Source organism: Lactimicrobium massiliense, from assembly GCF_900343155.1.
Lineage (GTDB): Bacteria > Bacillota_I > Bacilli_A > Erysipelotrichales > Erysipelotrichaceae > Bulleidia > Bulleidia massiliensis.
The window spans coordinates 31,532-53,589 of record NZ_OUNG01000005.1; the positions used below are offsets into that span (position 1 = coordinate 31,532).

General features: G+C 44.8%; 21 protein-coding genes, 1 tRNA gene and 1 riboswitch. Of the genes, 16 read left to right on the plus strand and 6 right to left on the minus strand.

Going from position 1 to position 22,058, the window contains the following annotated elements; genetic code table 11:
- Window positions 1-81: 81 nt before the first annotated feature.
- The gene (locus DHU66_RS09450) at window positions 82-312 is read left to right on the plus strand and encodes a hypothetical protein (protein WP_108775712.1); all 231 of its coding nucleotides are present in this window, start codon (window positions 82-84) and stop codon (window positions 310-312) included.
- Between the two features lie 151 nt (window positions 313-463).
- Here the strand turns inward: DHU66_RS09450 and DHU66_RS09455 are convergent, their stop codons facing one another.
- Both DHU66_RS09455 and DHU66_RS09460 read right to left on the minus strand, forming a co-directional pair.
- Window positions 464-1,081, minus strand: coding sequence for a TFIIB-type zinc ribbon-containing protein (locus tag DHU66_RS09455; protein ID WP_135358354.1), 618 nt, complete (start codon window positions 1,079-1,081; stop codon window positions 464-466).
- A gap of 8 nt (window positions 1,082-1,089) precedes the next feature.
- Complete coding sequence (locus tag DHU66_RS09460; protein ID WP_108775714.1) at window positions 1,090-1,596, minus strand: zinc ribbon domain-containing protein; 507 nt, start codon at window positions 1,594-1,596, stop codon at window positions 1,090-1,092.
- Between the two features lie 121 nt (window positions 1,597-1,717).
- Here DHU66_RS09460 and DHU66_RS09465 point away from each other — a divergent pair, with 121 nt between their 5' ends.
- From DHU66_RS09465 to DHU66_RS09495, 6 genes are all read left to right on the plus strand, one after another.
- Window positions 1,718-2,278, plus strand: a complete 561-nt coding sequence (locus tag DHU66_RS09465; protein ID WP_108775715.1) for an LURP-one-related/scramblase family protein — start codon at window positions 1,718-1,720, stop codon at window positions 2,276-2,278.
- Between the two features lie 669 nt (window positions 2,279-2,947).
- On the plus strand, window positions 2,948-3,307 hold the full coding sequence (locus DHU66_RS09470; RefSeq protein WP_108775716.1) for a helix-turn-helix domain-containing protein: 360 nt from the start codon (window positions 2,948-2,950) through the stop codon (window positions 3,305-3,307).
- A 732-nt stretch (window positions 3,308-4,039) separates the two neighbouring features.
- On the plus strand, window positions 4,040-5,791 hold the full coding sequence (locus DHU66_RS09480) for a recombinase family protein (protein WP_108775717.1): 1,752 nt from the start codon (window positions 4,040-4,042) through the stop codon (window positions 5,789-5,791).
- A gap of 26 nt (window positions 5,792-5,817) precedes the next feature.
- Window positions 5,818-7,908 carry an Ig-like domain-containing protein gene (locus DHU66_RS09485; RefSeq protein ID WP_167836354.1) on the plus strand — a complete coding sequence of 697 codons (2,091 nt, stop codon included), beginning with the start codon at window positions 5,818-5,820 and terminating at the stop codon, window positions 7,906-7,908.
- The gene (locus DHU66_RS09490; RefSeq protein WP_108775719.1) at window positions 7,905-11,732 is read left to right on the plus strand and encodes a type VII secretion EssC family protein; all 3,828 of its coding nucleotides are present in this window, start codon (window positions 7,905-7,907) and stop codon (window positions 11,730-11,732) included. Before DHU66_RS09485 ends, DHU66_RS09490 begins: the two co-directional genes overlap by 4 nt.
- A gap of 19 nt (window positions 11,733-11,751) precedes the next feature.
- Complete coding sequence (locus DHU66_RS09495) at window positions 11,752-11,931, plus strand: hypothetical protein (RefSeq protein ID WP_135358356.1); 180 nt, start codon at window positions 11,752-11,754, stop codon at window positions 11,929-11,931.
- Here the strand turns inward: DHU66_RS09495 and DHU66_RS09500 are convergent.
- Genes DHU66_RS09500 through DHU66_RS09515 form a run of 4 tightly spaced genes read right to left on the minus strand, consistent with a single transcriptional unit; the run spans window position 11,928 to window position 15,200 of the window.
- Entirely contained in the window at window positions 11,928-12,758 is an 831-nt protein-coding gene (locus tag DHU66_RS09500) for a radical SAM/SPASM domain-containing protein (RefSeq protein ID WP_167836355.1), read from the minus strand. The genes DHU66_RS09495 and DHU66_RS09500 overlap by 4 nt on opposite strands.
- A gap of 57 nt (window positions 12,759-12,815) precedes the next feature.
- Window positions 12,816-13,553: an amino acid ABC transporter ATP-binding protein gene (locus DHU66_RS09505; RefSeq protein ID WP_108775722.1), complete on the minus strand. Its 738-nt coding sequence runs from the start codon at window positions 13,551-13,553 to the stop codon at window positions 12,816-12,818.
- Window positions 13,550-14,329: an amino acid ABC transporter permease gene (locus DHU66_RS09510; RefSeq protein WP_108775723.1), complete on the minus strand. Its 780-nt coding sequence runs from the start codon at window positions 14,327-14,329 to the stop codon at window positions 13,550-13,552. Before DHU66_RS09510 ends, DHU66_RS09505 begins: the two co-directional genes overlap by 4 nt.
- Before the next feature lie 19 nt (window positions 14,330-14,348).
- Window positions 14,349-15,200: a transporter substrate-binding domain-containing protein gene (locus tag DHU66_RS09515; RefSeq protein WP_108775724.1), complete on the minus strand. Its 852-nt coding sequence runs from the start codon at window positions 15,198-15,200 to the stop codon at window positions 14,349-14,351.
- 59 nt (window positions 15,201-15,259) lie between these two features.
- A riboswitch (Lysine riboswitch) is annotated at window positions 15,260-15,424 on the minus strand.
- Window positions 15,425-15,499: 75 nt separating this feature from the next.
- On the opposite strand from DHU66_RS09515, the gene truB reads away from it, so the two are divergent.
- The 9 genes from truB (at window position 15,500) to DHU66_RS09560 (ending at window position 21,880) form a co-directional block, all read left to right on the plus strand.
- The gene (gene truB / locus DHU66_RS09520; RefSeq protein WP_108775725.1) at window positions 15,500-16,405 is read left to right on the plus strand and encodes a tRNA pseudouridine(55) synthase TruB; all 906 of its coding nucleotides are present in this window, start codon (window positions 15,500-15,502) and stop codon (window positions 16,403-16,405) included.
- 50 nt (window positions 16,406-16,455) lie between these two features.
- A complete protein-coding gene (locus DHU66_RS09525; RefSeq protein ID WP_167836356.1) occupies window positions 16,456-17,328 on the plus strand; it encodes a bifunctional riboflavin kinase/FAD synthetase in 873 nt (290 codons plus the stop codon).
- On the plus strand, window positions 17,321-18,643 hold the full coding sequence (locus DHU66_RS09530; RefSeq protein ID WP_108775727.1) for an RsmB/NOP family class I SAM-dependent RNA methyltransferase: 1,323 nt from the start codon (window positions 17,321-17,323) through the stop codon (window positions 18,641-18,643). Before DHU66_RS09525 ends, DHU66_RS09530 begins: the two co-directional genes overlap by 8 nt.
- 7 nt (window positions 18,644-18,650) lie before the next feature.
- Complete coding sequence (locus DHU66_RS09535) at window positions 18,651-20,021, plus strand: nucleotidyltransferase family protein (RefSeq protein ID WP_108775728.1); 1,371 nt, start codon at window positions 18,651-18,653, stop codon at window positions 20,019-20,021.
- Window positions 20,022-20,071: 50 nt separating this feature from the next.
- Window positions 20,072-20,398 carry an Asp23/Gls24 family envelope stress response protein gene (locus tag DHU66_RS09540; protein ID WP_108775729.1) on the plus strand — a complete coding sequence of 109 codons (327 nt, stop codon included), beginning with the start codon at window positions 20,072-20,074 and terminating at the stop codon, window positions 20,396-20,398.
- A gap of 181 nt (window positions 20,399-20,579) precedes the next feature.
- The gene (gene infC, locus DHU66_RS09545) at window positions 20,580-21,128 is read left to right on the plus strand and encodes a translation initiation factor IF-3 (protein ID WP_245309505.1); all 549 of its coding nucleotides are present in this window, start codon (window positions 20,580-20,582) and stop codon (window positions 21,126-21,128) included.
- Window positions 21,129-21,146: 18 nt separating this feature from the next.
- On the plus strand, window positions 21,147-21,368 hold the full coding sequence (locus DHU66_RS09550) for a bL35 family ribosomal protein (protein WP_108775731.1): 222 nt from the start codon (window positions 21,147-21,149) through the stop codon (window positions 21,366-21,368).
- A gap of 17 nt (window positions 21,369-21,385) precedes the next feature.
- Window positions 21,386-21,742 carry a 50S ribosomal protein L20 gene (rplT, locus tag DHU66_RS09555; protein WP_108775732.1) on the plus strand — a complete coding sequence of 119 codons (357 nt, stop codon included), beginning with the start codon at window positions 21,386-21,388 and terminating at the stop codon, window positions 21,740-21,742.
- Window positions 21,743-21,805: 63 nt separating this feature from the next.
- Window positions 21,806-21,880: transfer RNA gene (locus DHU66_RS09560), tRNA-Glu, on the plus strand.
- Window positions 21,881-22,058: the final 178 nt, after the last annotated feature.

A 22,058-nucleotide genomic window follows, 5' to 3' on the forward strand; every position in this document is an offset into this window, starting at 1 on the left:
AGGACAGGGCATTCTGCTTTCATTCAAATGTGCTTAAATTCAAAGAATCTGCCAGCAGATCAGAAGGCTCTCTGCGACAGAATGATTGAGATTTCTAAATCAAAGACGGCAGTGAATGGCTGGACCTGGAGAACGATCTTTAGATCTGACACAGTAGAATTTGATCCTTCTCTTTCTGAAGAGGACGTGTTTAATAAGCTTGATGGAGCATTGCAGGATGTATTACAAAAGCAAGATACATTCCTGAAAAAAATGAAGCTTTCGGATAACTTGCTTAATCAATTAAAATCGATTCAAGAAAAAGACAAATAAAAGCAAAACAGCAGCAGGCTCATCACCCGCTGCTGAGCTTGATGACATGGAAGAAGGATTCGTAACGGATATGATTATTGAATCTGGTAATGATTTCTGTGAGGATGATTATTGTGAGCTGGCAACACAGGATGATTTTGATAGCTTCTGATTATTTTTTATAATATGTTATCTTTATAACGGCATCCTTATCAAAATTATCGTATTTTCTAGCAGAATGTCCGTTTATAGTAACATCTAACACTTTTCCGTCATATATATGATCAGAATATATTTTATCCACTTCAGAAACAGGCACTTCAACAAAATTAGTAAATCCTTGAATCCTTAAATCGGCTTCTAAATCCAAATAATTTTCACTCGATGTCATATTATTCGTTGGTTCTGTCAGAGTGATTTGACCAGGTTTTCGAGTGATATCGCTCTTTATATGTCTGATGCCAGAGCCAATATCAGCAATAATAAGAACAACGATTATAATTGCAACAAAAATACCATAGGCAATCCCAACTGTTTTCATGTCTCGTTTTTCTTTTCGCTCACTTATCGCTTGATCAACGTATTTTCTTCTCGTTTCTTCTTGGCTTCTTTTAGTGCTTTCTTGTTCCTGCTTGGTATGCTCTTTTTCGATAAGGAGATCATCAATGTTGTCAACATCAATCATCAACTTAGCTCCGCAATATTGACAGTAAAGTTGAAGATTATCTAGATCAACAGTTAGGTCTGCACCACAATTAGGACACTTTGTTTTTATAAGACGCATAAACATAATCCTCCTTAAGCGTTTGTTTTAGTATATAGTAAAGCCGCTAAAGTGAAAAAAATGAATCCAATGAGAAATGTAGTTCTATATACTAACTTTCTGTGCTTAACTTTAATTAGCCCAAAGCCAATAACTAATGTTAATACATTGTTGAAAGCCCCAAAGGTTTCTAAAACAATAATTGTGATAGGATATTTTGCTTTTATTGAAAGAAGCACAAACAGAAAAGCGAATATGGTCAAAATTTTATATTTCTTCGATTTCCTTTTGAAATGTTGAATTGTAATTTGATCTTCTCTATTTTCTATTTCTTCATCGGTTATTGGATTGTTAAAAAGATATTCATTTTCAGACTCAATTAAATTATCGATATCAACTTTATTATCTAATTCATCTTCTTCTTTATCTATCGATGAATTTGTTTCATTATAAATTTTATCTAAATTAACTATTTCTTGTCCGCAAAACGGGCAAAATTTAGCATCAGAACTAATTTTTCTTCCACAATGAGGACAATACATAACAGAATTATATCTTAAACGAATATAATATTGTATAGTATTGTAATCAATGAGACGATGAAAATTTATCGGATAATCTTAGAACTGAGAATATGAATTGATAAATAGGGGATGAGGAAATATGGGACTTGTTGGCGATTATGTAAAAAAGCAAATGGCACTGAAAATTGCTAATAGCGCACTTAAAACAGCAAGTAATGCTGAGGATCTAAATCATAAAAAGAAAAAAATAGATGATAATGAAAATAAACTTACAATGAAAGGCTGGGAAGGATCATACGAATTTTATAAGAACGCCTTTGAACGGTCTTTTTATTCAAATGGAAGCAAAAAAAAGAGCAAACTATATGACTCTCATAATCGGTATCTTGGGATAGTTATTATTGATAAGCCATTCCTATCAAAATCTATGACTGCTGATATTACTATCGGTGAGGAAACTATTGGAATGTCATATGATAATGACGAAAGAAGAATTTCATTTGATAATAAAAAATATTCTTTGTCTCAGGATAAAAGAGGGTTTAATTTTGAAATATATGAAAATAAGAGATTGATTGGCTCAGTGAACCGCGGTTTTGTTTCTTCTAATGATGTGATTCATTTCATTGAAGACAATAATTCAGTTTTGGTTGCATTAGTTGCCATGGCAATTGATATGATCAATGAATTATCCAGATAATAAATATGTTCAAAAAGAAAATCAATGGATCAATCAAGAACAATATGAAGACATTCTGCGGCAATAAGCAGGCTTAGGGTTTATGATGCAATAAAGAACAGGCATAACAGAGCATCTGTCAGAAATGGCAGGTGCCTTTTTGTTGTGTGCTGACAGCACACATAGACAAGGAGGTGGAGAACCATGGCAGATCGAATCAAGGGAATCACGATTGAACTGGATGGAGATACGACGTAAGCGCTCGATAATCCGTACCTTCTTATTATCATGCTTTGTGGCTTATCTATGATAAATTGCTTGACCGTAATAAGAGACTACTAATGATTAATAGCGGATTTCTGCAATCACTTCATCTATTTCGTCAAGACTTAAAGGTGTGGTTGATTTATTATCCCGGTTCTCTTCATCCTTCTGTTTATCTTCCTGTTTATCTTCCATAATGCTCACCTTCCCACAGTAGTGCTTTGATTGTCTAACAGCATCTTATGGTAATAAGAAACAAAGAAAATGAAATTCTTGTATTTTTATGGTGTCTCGTTCATCCCTTAAATATTAGGATTTTTTGATAAACGTGTACTGGCAGACCACTATATGGGCTACCAACACATTCCGCTGAGGACTTCATTTTCTTATAGTTGAATTATCAGAAGATAAAGGAGGTTGAAGAAGATGAAGCAAAACTCAGACTCTTTGCTGTTTGATGCTGATGATGCATACATTGGTCGCCGGATCAAGGATGCAAGAGAAGAGTTTGGCTTGACGCAGGAGAAACTGGGAGATGTCGTTGGAGTAGAGGCTAACTATATCAATAGGCTTGAGAATGGGAAAAAGCATGCGTCCGATCAATTGCTTCGGAGGATTGGGAAGGTCACATGTAAACCAATGAGTTTTTTCTATGGAGATGCTCCATTGCTCAAAGATTTCTCAGAAAGAGAAAAGAGGATTGTGCTGATGTTTCGCAGCGGGTCTTTATATGAGAAAGATTTGATAGAGGCTATCATGAATGATGTACTCAGTATTTCCCATTAGCTGATATTACTCATCTCAGATTTCTTGTTTAACGTTCGATGCTATGAAAGATTGTGAATTTTTCAATTGAATTGATCTAAATCAAAGGAATCTACTTAAGACTATAGTTACCAGGATATCCTAGATAGATCTTTGAAAACTTAATAAAACACATCAGATACATCCCTGCACGGGCTATTGCAGCCAGCCAAAGGAACCATACGCGAGGACCTTTATGTGAAGAACTATATCAAAAAGAGAGCGATTAATTTGCCGTTCTAAAATGTCGGATCGTTTCCGGCAAGGCGATGAAACGTGCAGCAATAATGGTACTTCTGTCCAGTCACAGCCCTGGGTAACCGGGATAAAGCAATGAGGGCAGTTCGGAGAGATCCTCGGGAGGGTGAGATGCCCATGGAGCGGTAAACGGTCCGCCATCTGATGAGTAGTTGAAATAAGGTTATTCATGAGATTGTAGAATGAAAGTTTATATAAGGGAGCTGTTGTACTAATGACAGTTCCTTTTTTCTAGTCAATGGAAGAATGAAGGTTTATATGAAAGCAAAAAATGAAAAATTAATTCGTTACTCAATTCAGCTTATTTATCTTGCAAGATTGTTGGAATCTAAGCTGATCAATGATACAGAATTTTCGCTCATAAAGAAACAGCTAATGAGAGATTACAGTATTACATCCGACATCCTTGCTAGAAATGATAGTGTCCCTTAAGGTTTCATTGAAAGGAAGATATTTATGTCAGGAAAAGTTGATATTATTAAGGCCGATCCTTCTAATTCTATTAGAAGAAGTGGAAAGACAATTAATCGAAAAAAGGTAGCAGCATATTGCCGTGTTAGCACTGATCACGAAGATCAGAAAACAAGCTATCGTTCTCAAGTTGAATACTATACGGATTTAATTGAAAAGAATCCAGAATGGACACTGGCTGGTATATATGCGGATGAGGGAATTACTGGTACTCAGGTTACTAAGCGTGAGGAATTTCTGAGAATGATACAAGCGTGTTGTGAGGGAGAGATTGATATGGTAATCACTAAATCAATTTCCCGCTTCGCACGAAATACACTTGATACTCTGAAATATGTGCGAATGCTAAAAACCAAAAATATCGCTGTTTATTTTGAGGATGAGAAAATCAACACCCTATCAATGGATGGGGAACTTTTGCTGGTTGTTCTTAGTTCAGTTGCACAGCAAGAGGTTGAAAATATTTCTGCTAATGTAAGAAAAGGTCTTGCAATGAAGATGTCACGAGGTGAGCTCGTTGGAACCCCAAAAGCATTCGGATATGATTACGATGAAGAAACGAAGCAAATTTCTATTAATCCGGAAGAAGCAGAAATTGTAAAATATATTTTTCAGCGATATGTAGAGGGGGCTGGAAGTAGAGTAATATCGCATGAGCTCGCCGATAAAGGCGTTAAGGCACCATATGGGTCTACAAGATGGTCTGAATCAACAATTCTCAGAATGATTAGAAATGAAAAATATACAGGGGATTTGTTGCAAGGAAAGACATTTACCTTTGACCCAATTACAAAACGTCGCTTACTAAATCAAGGAGAAGCTGATCAGTATTATCTAAAAGATCATCATGAAGCAATTATTTCAAGGGAGTTATTTGACCAGGCACAGTATGTTCTGAAGAGAAGAGCTGAACCGCTGCATAATCCAATGGTAAACCAACGTGATTACCGTACACTCTATTCTAGGAAACATGCTCTAAGTGGAATGATTCGATGTGGCTTTTGTGGAGCTACATTTTCGCGCAGACAATGGCATTCAAATACCAAATACGAAAAAATAATGTGGTCTTGCTCGACTTTGGCAAGATTTGGTAGAGTTTATTGCCCTGAAACAAAACAAATTGAGGAGGCAGCTATAACATCTGCTTTTGTGGAATCATATAAGATTATTACTCAGGATAATCAAGATGTTTTACAAGAATTCCTTGATCGAACTGAGCATGTTCTGAACACCAAACATTCTGACAAGAGTAATGTGGCCTTACAACAGCAAATTTCGAACTTGAAAACAAAAATGAACAAACTGGTTGATTTGCGCTTAGAAAATAATGTTGATAATGACACCTACCTGAAAAAGAAAAAAGAGATTGAATATCGTATAAAGCGTGCTGAAGCACAGTTAACATCAGCAGAGGATGCGAAGATAGAAAGACAAGCTTTAAAAAAACGTATTTCTTCTATGAGGAAAATGCTTAAAGATGGCTGTATCATAAAGGAATTTGATCGTCAAGTATTTGAAAGTATTGTTGATTATGTAATTATCGGCGGTTATGATGATCAAGGAAATGCTGATCCGTTCAAGATCACATTTGTCTATAAAACTGGTATTGAGGACAACAAGGATATTCAGCAATTTAAGCCAAAGAGAATGAACGTGGCAAAAAGATTGCAATCAAAAGTTCAATTTGAGAGTAATGAATTGCCGTCGTCTCTAAGCTCTGACAGTCGCGAGTTATGAATCACTGGAATCTGCCATTGCTTCAAATGCACAGAACATGCAGCAGTAAACTGACCGTTTTGCTTTGTACCGCATTGCTGGCAGCAGGATGCCAGCGTGCAGGGATCAAGACGATGACCATCGGGGAATGGATGCATGAAATTTCACAGCAGGCAGGCCTATCTGCAAGTGCGGAAGAAACACCATATTTTGTAAACGTAACAGTAGATTCAGCCTATTTTGCGCCCATCCAGTCAGCAGCTGATTTCGGCATTCTGCAGACAGAATATGGCATTGATCCTGATGCCGACTTATCCCGGCAGTGGGCTGCCTATACGATGGTGAATCTTCTTGGCGAATCCCTTGCAGATACATCACAGCTGCGGGATGTTTCCGCATCTCCATTTGCGCAGCATTGCGAAACTGCTGTGCAGCTTGGTCTGATGAATGCCGATGCAAAACACCGCTTCTATCCAGATCGGGTCATGTCGCAGCAGGAAGCACTCGCACTGCTGGCGGATGTCGTGCAGAAGATCAATGATCCATCTTTGACCGCAAAGGAAAAGATTGTGACTGCCGCAGATGCACAGGTGGCAAGAATTGATCCGCTTTCTTTTGATGAACAGAGCGGCATCATCCTTTTAGCCCCAACGGACGGTATCGCGCCAGGCAGTATGGTGTCATGGGTGGATGAAGATGGACAGGAATATGTATATGAAGTTCATGATGTCTCCATAGATGGTCCGCAGATGGCACTGCACGCGGCACCGGCAGATCCGGGCTGTTACAGTGATGAGGTACAGCTGGAAGGGGAAGATACCATTGACTTTTCCAAGGCAGAAATACTGGAGGATCCGGATGATGATACAGCATCCATCCAGGATCCTTTTCTTTCTCCGGTATCCATCCATCAACTGCAGCGGCAGAAGACAATCCATGGCTATACCGTTGTATGGTCGGCCACTTCCAGCGGCATTACCGCTTCTGTTTCCAAAGCTCTTGGCCCTGGTGCAGAGGCAAGTGCAAGGCTGCGGCTGAATGGCATTAAGGTCAAATACAAATGGTACAGCCAAAAGGATGATGTCAAGAATGCCTTCTTCCGTCTGTCAGCCCATACAGAAGAATCCCTGCAGGTCAAAGCAGGCAGCTATAAAACGCTATATGGTGACTTCAGTACTCTGAAAGCAGCTGACTTTCCGTCTGCACTTTCCGGCTTTCTGAAGGAAAAGAAAGAAATGGTGGAAACCGAGATTCCGATCTGCACCATTCGGGTTCCTGTCAGCGGCTCCTCCACAGTAACCATCAAGGCAAAGCTCTTTCTGCGGCTTTTTACCAGTGGCAAGGTTCAGCTGACATTAAGCCAGAATCATGTCATGGGCATGGAAGCACGCAATGGTAGCGTCCGCGCCATCCGTGAATTTGATCATGATCAGAATGCTTTGATAAAAGCGGATTCCGGACTGACTGGCAATGTGCGTTTCTCTCTGGATTTCATGAAACAGCAGCTGATGGATATCAGTATGGAAGCAGGGGCAAAGGCACTTGTTTCAGCAACCATGCATCTGTTTGACGAAGAAGGAAAAATGGAAAGTACTACTTCACAATACGATGCGGATGTAACAGAGGAGCTTGCCCAGGGCAATCCAGATGTCCTGGTATGCACGGATATCAATGCCTACTGGCTTCTGAAACTGCATCTGAATTCATCCTCTTCACTGCTTGGCAGACTTGGCTTCGGCAAAGATCTGTCGATTCTGGATGGAGAGAATGCATCCATATTCCCTCATGGCAGAAAGCATATGGAAAACTGGCAGTTTGTTGATCGATGCTCACGCACCAGCCGCAAAGAAGTAATTCAGAAAGACAGTATTGCCGTCAGAGAACGGATCCAGCTGGCTTCTTATGCCAGAGCCGTCGGTGTTGGTGAAACGGTACCAATTGAGATTACAGGCCTGCCAAAGGGATATGCAAAGAAAGATCTTGTTTATTCATGTGCAGATTCCGCAATTGCAGCAGTTTCCAAGGATGGCATCATTACCGGGATACAGCCTGGCAGCACAGAAGTGACAGTATCCACCAGTGATGGCAAATACAAGGTACAGCTTTCTGTGCTTGTGCCATCTTCATCCGCACTATGATCATCCTGCAGGAAGAAAACGGCCGTCTTTCTGCGATGCACAGTGAAGGACGCAGCCATCCTCTGCAGTTGTTTGGCAGATGGGTTCTGCTCTGGCAGCTGCAGGATGAAGAAGCCATGCGCCTGCCTGCAGATATCAATGAAGTCATACACGAAAAGCTTCTGCACAGAAGACATCTGGTCTTTCAGTACAAAGAACAGACATCCTCGCTTTCTCTGTATGAGGGAAATGGATATGGCAGCTATGTCAAATATGCCCTGGATAACAGCATTGTGACGATTGGCTCAGCCGTGGAAAATGATGTTTATCTGCAGGATGAGCATCTTCTTCCTTCGCAGTTTCAGATTCATCTGCTCACACGCAGGATTTATGCTGCGGATGGCACGCAGAAGGCATTTCTCAATGGCAGACAGATGGAAAGAGAAGAATCTTTTACAGACGGGATGGTGATGCAGATTCTGAATCTAAGGATCATCCTGTCTGCCTCTTTCCTGATGATCAATCAGGGGCCGAATATTTTCTGTTCCCTGGATGCTTACCATCCGGATTGTCACGTGCATATGATCCGTGATCTGCAGCCGCTGCATTTTGTACGCAGTGTGTTTCCAGATACCGGAATGATGTGTGAAGGGATCGAAGCACCAAGGAAACAGGAGATTGCAGCAGAAGAGGGAAGGCCTTTGTTTTTGATGATGGGACCGCCGCTGATGATGGCAGTTGGTGCGTTCACCATGGGCAGTCTGAGTGCTTGGAACAGTTATCTTGACGGACGTTCCTGGCAGCAGGTTCTGCCAATGATATTGCTGCCAGGACTGATGGCAGTCAGCACACTGCTGTTTACACCATTAAACCGGCTGTATGAGATCAGAAAACGGAAAAAACAGCTCAAAAGATGTGAAGAAGCGTATCAAAGCAGCTGCCTCACCATGATTGCACAATGGGAAGACCAGGCGCAGAAATATCAGGACATGTGTGATGCTCTGTGGCCATCTCCCTGCTATCTGCATAAAGATATTGATCAGCTGCGCCATCTTTCGTGCCTTGATCCGCTGGATCAAAGATTCTGGCTTGTGCACTGCGGTATGAGAGAGAATCACGTCCAGTGCTCTGAAGCTGCCATCCAAACTGCACTGCGGCAGAGGATTCCGAATATTCCTTTTGTTTTTTCAATAGACGAAGGAATGACACATATCCAAGATGAAAGTCCGGAAAAGACAATTCAGAACAGTATTCTGCTGCAGCTGCTGTGCCGCCACAGTCCCAAAGATCTTTCCCTGATCTTTGTTCTTCAACATCCCGATGATTTTCCATCTGCCATGATGATTCCACATGCCCGTTACAATGGCAGACGGATGATCATGTCATTGGAAACCTATGAAAGCAAAGGCATTCAGATTGAAGACAACAGAACTGCTTTGCTCATATGCTTTGCACAATGCGAAGTGTCCATGCAGGGAAAGCGCATGCTTGTCTTTTCAAATGTATTTCAGCCTGAGGCAGACCGTGTGCTACAGTATGATAACTGCCGCGGCCAGCTGATTGAGCGTTGTCATCAGCAGGTGATTCCATTTGTATCACCAGCCTGGAATGGGCTTGATCTGCTGAGAATGAGCAGTGCCATGGCATGGGGAAACCTGACAGACAATCTTCAGGAGAAAAAGACATTTCTGGAAATTCATGGCATGCAGGAAGTACGTGAAGCAGACATCGTTGCACGCTGGCAGAACAATCACGCTTCACGAAATCTGAAAGCTGTGATCGGATCAAAAGGACAGCGGCGCATTATTCTGGATCTGCATGAACACCAGGATGGGCCGCATGGCCTCATTGCCGGAACAACCGGGTCCGGCAAGAGTGAACTGATCCTGACAATGTTATTGTCGCTGGCCGTAACCTATTCCCCGCAGGATGTGCAGATAGGCATCATCGATTTTAAAGGAAATACGATCGCACAGGCACTGACGATGCCGGATGGCAGGCTGATTCCGCATGTGGCAGGTGTTCTTTCCAATCTCGAAGCACATCATGCCCAAAGAGCCATTGTCTCGCTGCAGAATGAATGCCTGAACAGGCAGAAACTGTTTGTTAGACTGCATGAGAAAACAGGTGAAAATATCAATGACCTGGATGCCTACCGCATGGCATGGAAACCGGAAACAAACCTGCCGTATCTTGGCCATCTGGTTGTGGTCATTGATGAGTTTGCCCAGCTTAAACAGGAGATGCCGGCTTTTATGGATGACCTGATCGCCATGGCACGAATCGGCAGATCACTTGGTATTCATCTGATTCTGTCAACCCAGAAACCAGCTGGTGTCATCAATGATCAGATCTGGGCAAATACCCGCTTTAAAATCTGTCTGCGTGTCATGGATGAACAGGATTCAAGGGAAATCATCAAAGATCCCTGTGCGATCAGTCTGGGTTTACCTGGCGGCTTCTATCTGAAACGGGATCAGAAGCTTGTCAAGGGTCAGGCAGGCTATGTCAACGGCCCATGTGCCAATACAAAAGATGGGATCCAGCAGCTTTCCATCTTTGGCAATGCAGTGGCAGAAAGCCGGCACCATCCAATTGTCTCCGAGCGTATGCTGGTCCTGAGTGCGCTTGCAAAAGCAAAGAAAGAAACCGGGATGCAGGCAGAGCAGCTTTGGCTGGATGAGCCTGGAAAACTGACAGCCCGTGATATTAAAGGCAGACATGTCATTGGGATCCTGGATGATTACTGGCACCGTGTCCACCGTCCGTATCTGCGTCAGGAAATGATGGCAGTCTTCAGCGAACAGGCGAAAAGTACAGATGCCTTCTTCGAACTGCTTGTTTACAAATGCTGTCTGGATGCAGGCACAGAAGAAATCTATGTCATTGCCGGCAAGCAGGATACAGGCCGCTATGACAAGTGCAGACGCCTTTCTGGCGTAATTGACTGCCAGGATGAAGACCGCCTGCTTCTTCTGCACCATCATCTGGAACAAAACAAGACAAAGGCAGTTCTGTTGATCAAAGATTACCGCATGTTAGCTGCCGGCAGTATCAAAACACAGGAACTGCTGCACCGCTGGATCCAGCACCATGCCCAGATGCATCTGTCACTATGCATCTTTGCATCGAATGCATCCATCGTGCAGTATCAGGATCTGCTTTGCTTTTCACAAAGAATTGTACTTGGCTGTTCCAGCCGCCAGGAAGCAGCCACAATCTTTGAAATGCCGGTTGGTGAACTGCCGGCAAAAGAAGGCAGGGCGTGGGTGATCGACGAGGATCACCTGCTGCAGATCAGCTGGCCGCAGGTGGACGAACACCTGCATTCAGATCGAAACGCACCATGGCTTCTGCCATCCATGCCTGCGCATATCAAACCGTCACTCTGTCATGAAAAGGGAATTGCCATTGGCATTTCCTGCAAAGACTATCAATGGAAACTTTCACCAGAAGATAAACTTTTGATCGTAACAGCACTGTCACCAGACAATGCACAGAATTTTCTGCGTGCACTGCAGCAGCAGAAACTGCCAGTGGCCTTTGGCTATAAGCAGTTAGGCGGCATGATCCATGGCATTGTTTTTGTGACGCTGCCTGAGATTGTCAGATGTGTGCCGGACATGTACACCATCCTGTTTGTCGGTCCTGGTCTGAAACATCAGTACACACTGCATGCAAAGATTGAAGAGGATCTGCGCAAAGAGGAAGGCATGCTGTTTCGCAATGGAAGCTATGAAAAAATCCGCCTGATTGAAGCGGATGATGAAGAACAAAAGGAGGAAGCCGATGCCACAGCAGATTACCGTGTTTCTCTTTGTTGCAATCATGCAGAAATGGTATGAATGCAGGGTGAACCGTTCCATGAATTTTCAGAGTGTATTTACGGCTTTGATTGAGATGAATGCCAGGGAAGATGGCTGGCAGTTTGCACAGAGCAGACCGCTTGCCGTTTATGAATATGCCAGCGGCCGAGAATGTGATACAGATATATCGCTGTCAGCCTGCGGGGTAATGGACGGCATGTCATTTCTGCTTTTCTAATCAAAGCGGTGATGAAAGGAACAATGCTGGCAATATGACTCAGTCAGCATATTGCGCCGGATCCCGTTCACCATATTCACATAGCGCTTTGAAGCAAGCAGCGCATCAAGAGAAGCATCATGCAGATTGCCAAAAGCAATATTGCCATCATAGTCAAGACAGCAGGGAACAAGCGTGCCATCAGCCAGAACGCCAATCTGATCCACTGCACCATGACAGCGGCCCTTTATACTGCTTTCAGCGTTCTGCTGTCCCGGCCAGGTAAATGCATTGTCAAAATCAACGTACACATGCGGCATGATCTGATAGTTCGCATTGCGCACAGATGGCACAAAGGAATAGTGATCCTGCAGATACTGCAGGATCTTTTGGGCATTGTCATGATGCAGTGCATCATCCCGCCAGAACCGGATTTCAACAGTTGGATGGCCCTCAGTACTTGCCTGATTCATGACTCTTCGTATCTGCTGGATCAGATCTGACGGATCTGTATTCTGATACGGTACCGACTGCAGGGATATGGACAGTTTGCGCAGTGAAGAATGCGATAAAAGATCCGGATGCATGTACAGCAGACTGCCATTGGTCACAACCTGCACCTTCATTGCATGATCATCACAGATCGCCATGATCTGATCAAAATCTGGATGCAGCAAAGGCTCACCCTGGACATGCAGGTAAATATAATCGGTATATTTCTTCACCTGCGGAAGAAGGGAGGCAAAAAAGTCAGGTGACATTCTTGCAGGGCGACGGTGATGATGGGCACAGAATGCACAGGATAAATTACATTGATTGGTAATCTCAAGATAGACGCGTTTGATCATGAGCACCATTATAACAGCGGAAACAGACAAAAAAAGAGGCACATGCCTCTTGTTGAATCAGTTGTGGATAAAGCTGCGCAGGAAGTTCTTTGTAATTTCACTGTCAGGATTCTGGAACAGCTTTTCAGGCGTTCCCTGTTCCTCAATAATACCGTTGTTCATGAACACAACCCGGTCAGAAACATCTCTGGCAAAGGACATCTCATGCGTTACCACAATCATCGTGAGTCCTTCCTTGGCAAGATCCTTCATAACATTGAGAACCTCACCAACCATTTCCGGATCCAGAGCACTTGTCGGCTCATCAAAAAGCATCAGCTTGGGATCCTGACACAGAGCACGGGCAATTGCCACACGCTGCTTCTGACCGCCGGAAATCTGTCTGACATCTGCCTTGGCAAAGTCGGCCATGCCAACTTTGTCCAGCAGTGCCATTGCTTTTTCCTCAGCCTCTTTGCGGGATCTGTGCAGCACCTTCATCTGCGGCTTGACACAGTTTTCCAGTACATTCATGTTGTTGAACAGATTGAACTGCTGGAAGCACATGCCGACCTTGGCGCGGTAGGCATTGACATTCTTTGTCTTGAGAATATCATTGCCAAACACTTTGATCACGCCGCTGTCCGGCTTCTCCAGCAGATTGATACAGCGCAACAGGGTAGACTTACCAGAACCGGAACGGCCGATCAGGCAGACAACTTCACCTTCATTGACATTGAAATCAATGCCCTTCAATACTTCCAGACTGCCGAAGCTCTTATGAATATCCTGGATTTCAACTAACGGTTCACTCATTTCAGGGCTCCTTTTTCTGTTGTCTTGCGTCTTGCCAGTTTGATGCTTTCAGGTGAAGTATCACTCATTGGCAGTGTCATTTTGCTGCCTTTGTTCATATGCTTTTCAATTGCATTGAGAATTACGGTCGCAATCAGGTTGAGGATGAGATAGATCATTGCCTCAATGAAGTACGTTTCTGTAAAGTGGAAGGTTGTTCCGGCAATAGACTTCGCCTGGAACATCAGCTCGGTGATGGAGATAATCATCAGGACCGAAGAATCCTTGATGTTGACAATCAGCTCATTGCCAATGGCAGGGAAGGCATTGCGTACTGCCTGGGGAAGCACAACCGAAATCATGGTCTGTGCATTGGACATACCCAGTGATCTTGCTGCTTCTGTTTGACCGGGATCCACGGCCTGAATGCCAGAACGGATGATTTCTGCCATATAGGCACCGGTATTGATCGAAATAACCGTTAATGCTGCCTGCAGTGCTGTCCAGTTGAAGACATGCAGCAGGGCATAATAGAAGAACAGAGCCTGAACCATCATTGGTGTTCCACGGAAGATGGTGATGTAGATGTTGGCCAGAATATCGAAGAATTTTTTGACGAAACGGGCAGGTTTTGGTGTTGTGTAATCCGGTTTCACTGCCCGCAGGCCGCCAACAAGCAGACCAAGAAGATAACCGCATACTGTACCAACGATGGCTACTAACAACGTAGTGCGGATGCCAAGCAGCAGGCTGGACCAGTAAGTCCTCAGAATATCAATGACGTTTTGAATAAACATGAATACTTCCTGCTAACTTTTAGTCCTGGGATGCCGGCTGGTTCTTGACAGCCGTCTCCATCATCTGTTCACGCTCATCATCGGAAATGGTATCCAGAGCACTCTGCAGAGAATCCAGCAGATCCTTGTCATCCTTGCGTACAGCAACAGATACGGACGCATCCTTATCAGCACCCGTAAAGCCCTTGCCATCTTCGAAGGTAATGTATGTCAGATCCGGATTTGCCTCAACAACACCCTTGGCAACCGGCAGCTCAGATGTCACGGCATCCACAGCACCAGACTGCAGTGCCTGAATAGCAGCCGGGAAGGTCTCAGCACCAGGCTGATGCTGAACATTCGGAATCTGATCAATGATTGTATCGTACAGTGTGTTCAGCTGGCCAATGACCTTCTTGCCAGAGAAGTCTTCCAGCGATGTGGCATTGGCAAGATAGGAATCCTTCTCAACAATGATCACTTCAGTAGAAACATAATACGGTGTTGTGAAGGCAACTTCCTGTTCACGCTCCTCAGTATCTGTCATACCAGCGATGATGGCATCAATCTGATTGTTCTGCAGAGACAGAATCAGGTTGTCCCAGTCAAGCTTGACGATCTTGACCTGCTTGTTGGTCTTTTCCGCAAGCTTTTCCGCCATCATGACATCATAGCCATCGCAATAGTCAACACTTGTAATCTGCTGGGAAGTATCGGTCTTCTCAGTGGTTGTCCAGTTATACGGTGCATAGTTGCACTCCATGCCTACGCGGAGTGTATTCGCATCAGCACTTGCAGAAGCAGATGCAGCCGCAGCGGAACCAGAACCGCAGCCGGCCAGCATGACGGCACATAATGCAGAAACAGAAACAGAGCGAATTGCGTTTTTCATTTTTTTCCTCCCGAATAAGAAAACCGTATGCTATTACACACACGGTTTATTTACATCCGGTAAGTAATAGCGCCTCTTCTTGCGAAGGAGTGGCTGAGATGTTTTCCCAGCCCCCACGCTGCATGCCTGCCAGCATACACGTTCGGCGGTGATTGCCTTTCACTCCATTCACAGCCCGCCGGCTCCCGGAGTTACTCATCTGCACCGCAACCTCTATTCAGTTTTCTTGTGTAAAATGTAACACTGTGAAAAAAATTGTCAACTGTCAGTTGTTATCATTTTCAGCCAAATTGGAAATCATGACATATGCACAAATGCACCCGAGGCCGGATGAATACCTGCGGATATGTTATAATGGGCCCGCTATGGATGCTGTACTATTGCTCAACAAACCAGCTGGAATGACCAGCTTTGCGGCAGTCCGCAGATGCCGCAGTCTCCTGCAGGAAAAAAAGGCCGGACATACCGGCACGCTGGACCCCAATGCCACAGGACTCATGATTGTGCTGCTTGGCAGATATACAAAACTTGCACCTTACTGTATATCGAATCATAAACATTACATTGCCTCTTTTTCCTTCGGAAAAGAAACCGATACCCAGGATATCTGGGGAAACGTTCTGCAGGAGGATATACCGCAGCCTGTTTCCGATGCGCAGCTGCAAAGTGCCTGCCTTCCTTTTCTGGGCGACATTCTGCAGGTACCCCCTATGTACTCTGCAATTAAGATCAATGGTCAGAAACTGGTGGATCTGGCCCGCAAAGGACGGGAAGTAGAACGCAAGGCAAGGCCGGTGCATATCAGTTCTCTGGCCGTGACAAAAAAGGGTGACAACCTGTATCAGATGGATGCAGTTGTCTCTTCCGGTACCTATATCCGCACCCTGATTCAGGATTACTGTCATGCACTGGGACAGATCGGGACAATGACATCGCTGCAAAGGATATCCATCGAGAATGTAAATCTGTCACAGGCAGCTGATTTTGACTGTCTGGAAAAAAGTATTGTCTCACCCAGGATGGTCATTGATCCAATGTGGCTCCAGGTGGATGGAAATCCGTATGAAAAAGAAATCCGCTGCGGTAAGCCGCTGGCGCTGGATGTGCCTTCATCCACTATTGTCCTGTGCAGCCATGATGATGTCCTGGCTGCCTATGAAAAAAAAGAAGATGGCTTGTACCACTGTCAAAGGGGGTTGTTCTGATGCGCATTATCCGCGTAAGTCTATCAAATCTGAAGAGAAGCAGGACGCCGATGTGTGCCTGCATCGGTTATTTTGACGGCCTGCACAAAGGCCACCAGAAACTGCTGTCAGAAACAGTTGCCATGGCAAAGCGCCACAATTGTGAAACCGGCATGATCACCTTTGATCCGGATCCCTGGGTCGTCATTAAAGGTATGCAGCACGTCCGCCATATCTCCACGATGCGCCAGCGCATGAACCTGGCTGTCAAGCTGGGCATGGACAATATCATCCTGCTGGAATTCACCCGTGAAATGAGCGAACTGTCTCCACAGGATTTCATTGACAAAGTGCTTGGCTCTTTGAATCTGCAGGGGCTTGTATGCGGCTTTGATTTTCACTTTGCCTACAAGGGCACCGGTGATACCGAATTTCTGAAAGCACATGTCCCATATGAAGTGGAAGTGGTACCGCCGGTAGAGGATGAACATGGCAAGATTTCCTCGACCCGCATTTCACAATGCATCACAGAAGGCAGAATGGAAGAAGCCAAACGCATGCTTGGCTATCCGTTTGCCATAGAAGGCAAAGTTGTCCATGGCCGCCACCGCGGCACCGGCATGGGCTTTCCGACTGCCAACGTGGAATTTGACGATGAATACCTGCTGCCCAAGACCGGTGTCTATGCTGGCATTGCAACGGTTGGCCGCAAATCCTATGAAGCCATGATCAACCTTGGCCGCAATCCTACCTTCAATGATATCGACCATCTTTCACTGGAAGCGTATCTGCTTGATTTTTCCGGAGATCTCTATGACCGGCACATCAGTCTTGCCTTTTTGAAATACATCCGGCCCGAGGTCCGCTTTCAGAATAAAAACAATCTGATCATGCAGCTGGAACAGGACTTAAGGGATATCAGAGATTATTTTGACCATGAATGAAGAATATAGAAAACGCATGCAGTCACTTCTGGGAGAGAAAGACTGCCAGCGCTATTTTGCATTGCTGGATACTGCCCCAAGGAGAGGGTTCCGTGTCAATACACTCAAGATTGACGATGACAGCCTGTTTGCATTAACACATCTTGAAAAAGAAAAGACCCCGTTTGCGAAAAATGGGTATTATCTGCACGGGGAAACCGGCCTTGGTGCTACCCCGGCAGCTGTAGCAGGACTGTTTTATATGCAGGAGCCAAGTGCTTCCGCAGCCGTCACCATTCTGCATCCTGAAAAAGGCATGAAAGTATTGGATCTTTGCGCAGCACCTGGCTCCAAAAGCACCCAGATCGCCGAGATGCTGGACAACACAGGCTTGCTTGTCTCCAATGAAATCAATACCAAAAGAGCCGGCATTCTGCTGGAAAACATCGAGCGCAGCGGCACTGCCAATACCATGGTGCTGAACAGCGATACAAAACATACAGCCAATGCCTTTCCTGCTTTTTTTGATGCTGTGCTCTGTGATGCACCATGCTCTGGGGAAGGGATGATGCGTAAAAACGAAGAAGCGCGCAGACAATGGAGTGAGAAGCTCGTCTATGACTGTGCTTCTTTGCAAAAAGAGATCCTTGACAATGCCTATGCATGTCTGAAACCAGGAGGAAGAATGGTCTACTCGACATGCACCTTTGCACCTGAAGAAAATGAGATGCAGATTTCTGCTTTCCTGCAGCGCCACCCTGATATGCATACAATTCCCATTGATGTACCGTTCGGCCGGCCGGCACTTGCGTGCAGCGGTCATACAGAATATGCACGCCGCATTTATCCAATGGATGGCGGCGAGGGACATTTCATCTGCCTGATGGAAAAACACGATGGTACAGAAATCTCGTCATCCACAGGACTCATCAAATCCGAGCAGCTGCCTGTCTGTGCGGCAAAATTCCTGCAGGAAAATCTGGAGAAGCCATACCCGTATATGCTTTCAGCCAGAGGCAGAATCTATGGCGGTGTCTCACCGTTTTATCAGGCGGATGGATGCCGCCTGATGCGCCATCAGGTTTTCCTTGGTGAAGAACGCAATGGGCGCTTTGAGCCTGCCCATAATCTGTTCACCTCTGCCTGGGGAAGCTTTAAGAACAAAGTGGAACTCAGCGATGATGAGGTATGCCACTACCTGCGCGGAGAGGTTATTCCCCGTGCCATGAACAGGGGATGGTACGCTGTCTGTTTCAAAGGATATGTGCTGGGCGGTGCCCACAGTGACGGCAAAATGCTGAAGAACAAATATCCCAAAGCACTGCGGCTGAGGTGATGCAGACATGGAAATGAAGTTGTTTGATTTTATTGACGATACCATCCGGTATTACAACCTGCACAAAGCAGGCTATGAATATGTCATGGGACAATTGCAGCAGTTCTGCAAGCTGCTGTGCCAGGATGACAAAGATGCCGTTGTCTCTCTGCAGAGCCGCATCAAGGCAGAGGATTCTCTCAAGGAAAAACTCATCCGCAATCAGTTCTATCTGCAGTGCAAAGACGGCGAAGATGCCATTGCCCATCTGTCTGATCTGATCGGCATTACCATACAGTGCCGTTTTATCCGCAATGAAAATGAGATCTATCAGCATCTGTTCCGTCATTTTGATCAGCCGCAAACCGGTTATGCCCACGCAAAAGAGAATGAAAACTGCTGGCTGAATCTGCGCATGCCGCAGCCCCAGTACCAGCGCAATGGCTTTACCATCTATCGTCTGGATGGCTATTATCTGTTTAATGGCACAAAGGTGAACTATGAGCTGCAGATCAAGTCCATGGTGCACAATTTCTGGAGTGATATCGAACATCAGGTTGTTTACAAGAATCCAGATTTTGTTGTATATGACCGCTTCAATAAATCCATGCTTGGCGCCATCCGGGATAATCTGGATGTTGTCGACAGACAGCTGGAAATCATGTACAACGAGATTTCGGATGAATCAAGCCGCAAGCAGATCGGCATGGATGAGAAGGGCTTCAAGGTCTTTACTGCCCAGAGCATCAACGAACTGGTCAACCGGAAAATGATTGAGTCCGTCGGCTTCACAACGGATTTTAAAAAGTGCAGTGCCATTCTTGCGCAGTACATCTATATCCGCGACTTTGTCAACGGCACGCACAACCGTGAGATGATGGTGGACTATCTGGAACACCTCAATTACCTGGCACAGTCAGAAATTGACTTCAAACAGGAAATCTTCCTGGAAAAACCGTATGTCAGCGAAGATGTTTTCTGCAGTAAACTCGGCACATTCTGGCAGTCTGTGATCAATACCGATTTCCAGTGGCATATCTTCTTTGCCATGCTGTTTTCCATTCAGCCCGGCAATAACTTTGAGGATATGGATGATTTTGTCCATGTGATTGAAAGGCTGCTTGTACAGCCGGGCTGGTTTGCATCGACGTTCACTAACTATCGAGACAGAGAAAGACAGCAGACCCATGATGTGCTTCTTTCTGTACTTGCGGAAGGACTGATCAGCTGCGGTAAGGTAGACATTGTGCATGAGGACAATCTGCACAAAGTCATGGAAATCTTCCGGAAGTTTGTGAGCTTCTGTGAAGAGAAATATCCGGATTATCAAAGCTTTGCGACCAGTGAGAAAGCAGTGCGGACAACACTTTTGCATCAGATCGGCATTATTTTCCAATAGGTGCCTGCTGGGAAGATGCTATAATAAACAACAGAAAAAGGAGCAGTAATATGGCGCAGGATTATGTAATTCTTGACAAGAAAAATGAGAATGGAATGATTGCCATCAATAAATCGGTCTTTGAGTCGATTGCTGAGATCAGCATTGGTGATATTGAAAACGCTGTGGCAGTAAAGGAGACACGTTTCTCCAAGCCTGTATCTGTCAGAATTGATAAGGGTGAGCTGCTGGTCACGGCGGATATTAAGGTGAAGTATGGTGCCAATGTGAATGCCACGGCAGAACTGCTGCAGAATAAGATCTATGAGAATATTCTGTTTATGACCGGGTATAAGGCATCAGATGTCACTGTGAATGTCACAGGATTCGAGATTTAACTTGACAAAGAGGCAGTTAACAGGTTTAATAGACAGGTAATCTGAAAGACGGAAAGAAGAAGCACCGCTTCTCACCCGAGTATCCCATGGGATCTGGGTAGAAATGCCGAAGAAACGATTTAGGAATCCAAGGCAGGTGCGTGTATCCGTACCTGTTTTTCAGTTATATGAGGAGGTTTGCTTGGCAAAGTACAGAAGAAGTAACAGTAACGGTAAAAAAGGACCGGAAGACCTGGTTAACGAAGCAATTCGTTTCCGGGAAGTTCTCGTCATTGGACCGGATGGTGAACAGCTCGGCACAATGACGCGTCGCGAGGCACTCGATAAAGCATATGACATGAATCTGGATCTTCTTTGTGTTGCACCGAATGCCAAAGTCCCGGTCTGCAAGATCCTCGACTATGGCAAGTATCACTTTGAAGCACAGAAGAAAGCCAGAGAAGCGAAGAAGAATCAGCATGTTACGGAAGTGAAGGCACTGCGTGTCTCACCGGTAATTGACCAGCATGATTTTGATACCAAGCTGGAACGTTCCAGGGCCTGGATCGAAGATGGACAGAAAGTCCGTATCGATATGAAGTTCAGAGGAAGAATGATTACCCGTCAGGAAGTCGGCCGTGAAATTATGCATAAGTTCATGGACGGTATTTCTGATATTGCAAACGTTGAGAAAGCCCCCAGCATGGAAGGCAACACAATGTCTGTTGTGTTTGCACCAAAGAAGAAATAAGGAAAAGGAGAAGTCACTATGAAAGCAAAAGCAAGAAAGCCCAAGAAGATCAGAATGAAGACAAAGAAGACCTTCGCAAAGCGTTCTAAGATTACCGGCAGCGGCAAGCTCGCTACAAGCCACAACTACATTTCGCATTTTGCAGCTAACAAGACTCACAAGCAGAAGATGCATCTGAGAAAGCGTACAACTGCAAATAAGACAGATTTCAAGCGTGACAAGCAGCTGCTGCAGGGTTAATTGGAGGATAGGTAAAGATGAGAGTTAAAGGATCAACACCTACACGTAATAGACGTAAGAAGGTTTTAAAGCTTGCCAAGGGTTATTTTGGCAGCAAGCATCTGCTCTACAGAACAGCCAATGAGCAGGTCATGCGTTCCCAGCGTTATGCATTTGCTGGCAGAAAGCAGACGAAGAGAGACATGCGCAAGCTCTGGATTGCCAGAATCAACGCAGCTGTCCGTCCTTATGATCTGTCCTACAGCAAGTTCATGCATGGTCTGAAGCTGGCCAACATCAACATCAACAGAAAGATGCTGTCCGAGATCGCCATTCATGATGAGAAGGGATTCAAGGATCTGGTTGACGCATCCAAAAATGCGCTGAACGCATAAAAAAAAGATTGCTTTCAATTTCTGTCTGTAGTAATATAGGCAGGCACGAGGGAAACCTCGTATGGCGAGTTGGTGAAGCGGCTTAACACACCGCCCTCTCAAGGCGGCATTTCACGGGTCCGAATCCCGTACTCGTCACTGAATAGATTCCGCAAGGAATCTTTTTTTGTATTCTCTGTTATTATGCATAAGCAAAAAAACCGGCTTTTCAGAGGGTGCTGAAAAAGTGCGGTTATCAAATAGCCGATTATGCATCACTCATTAACCTATGAGCTGCTTGGACACAGACATTCAATCCAAAATGATAAGCGCGTAA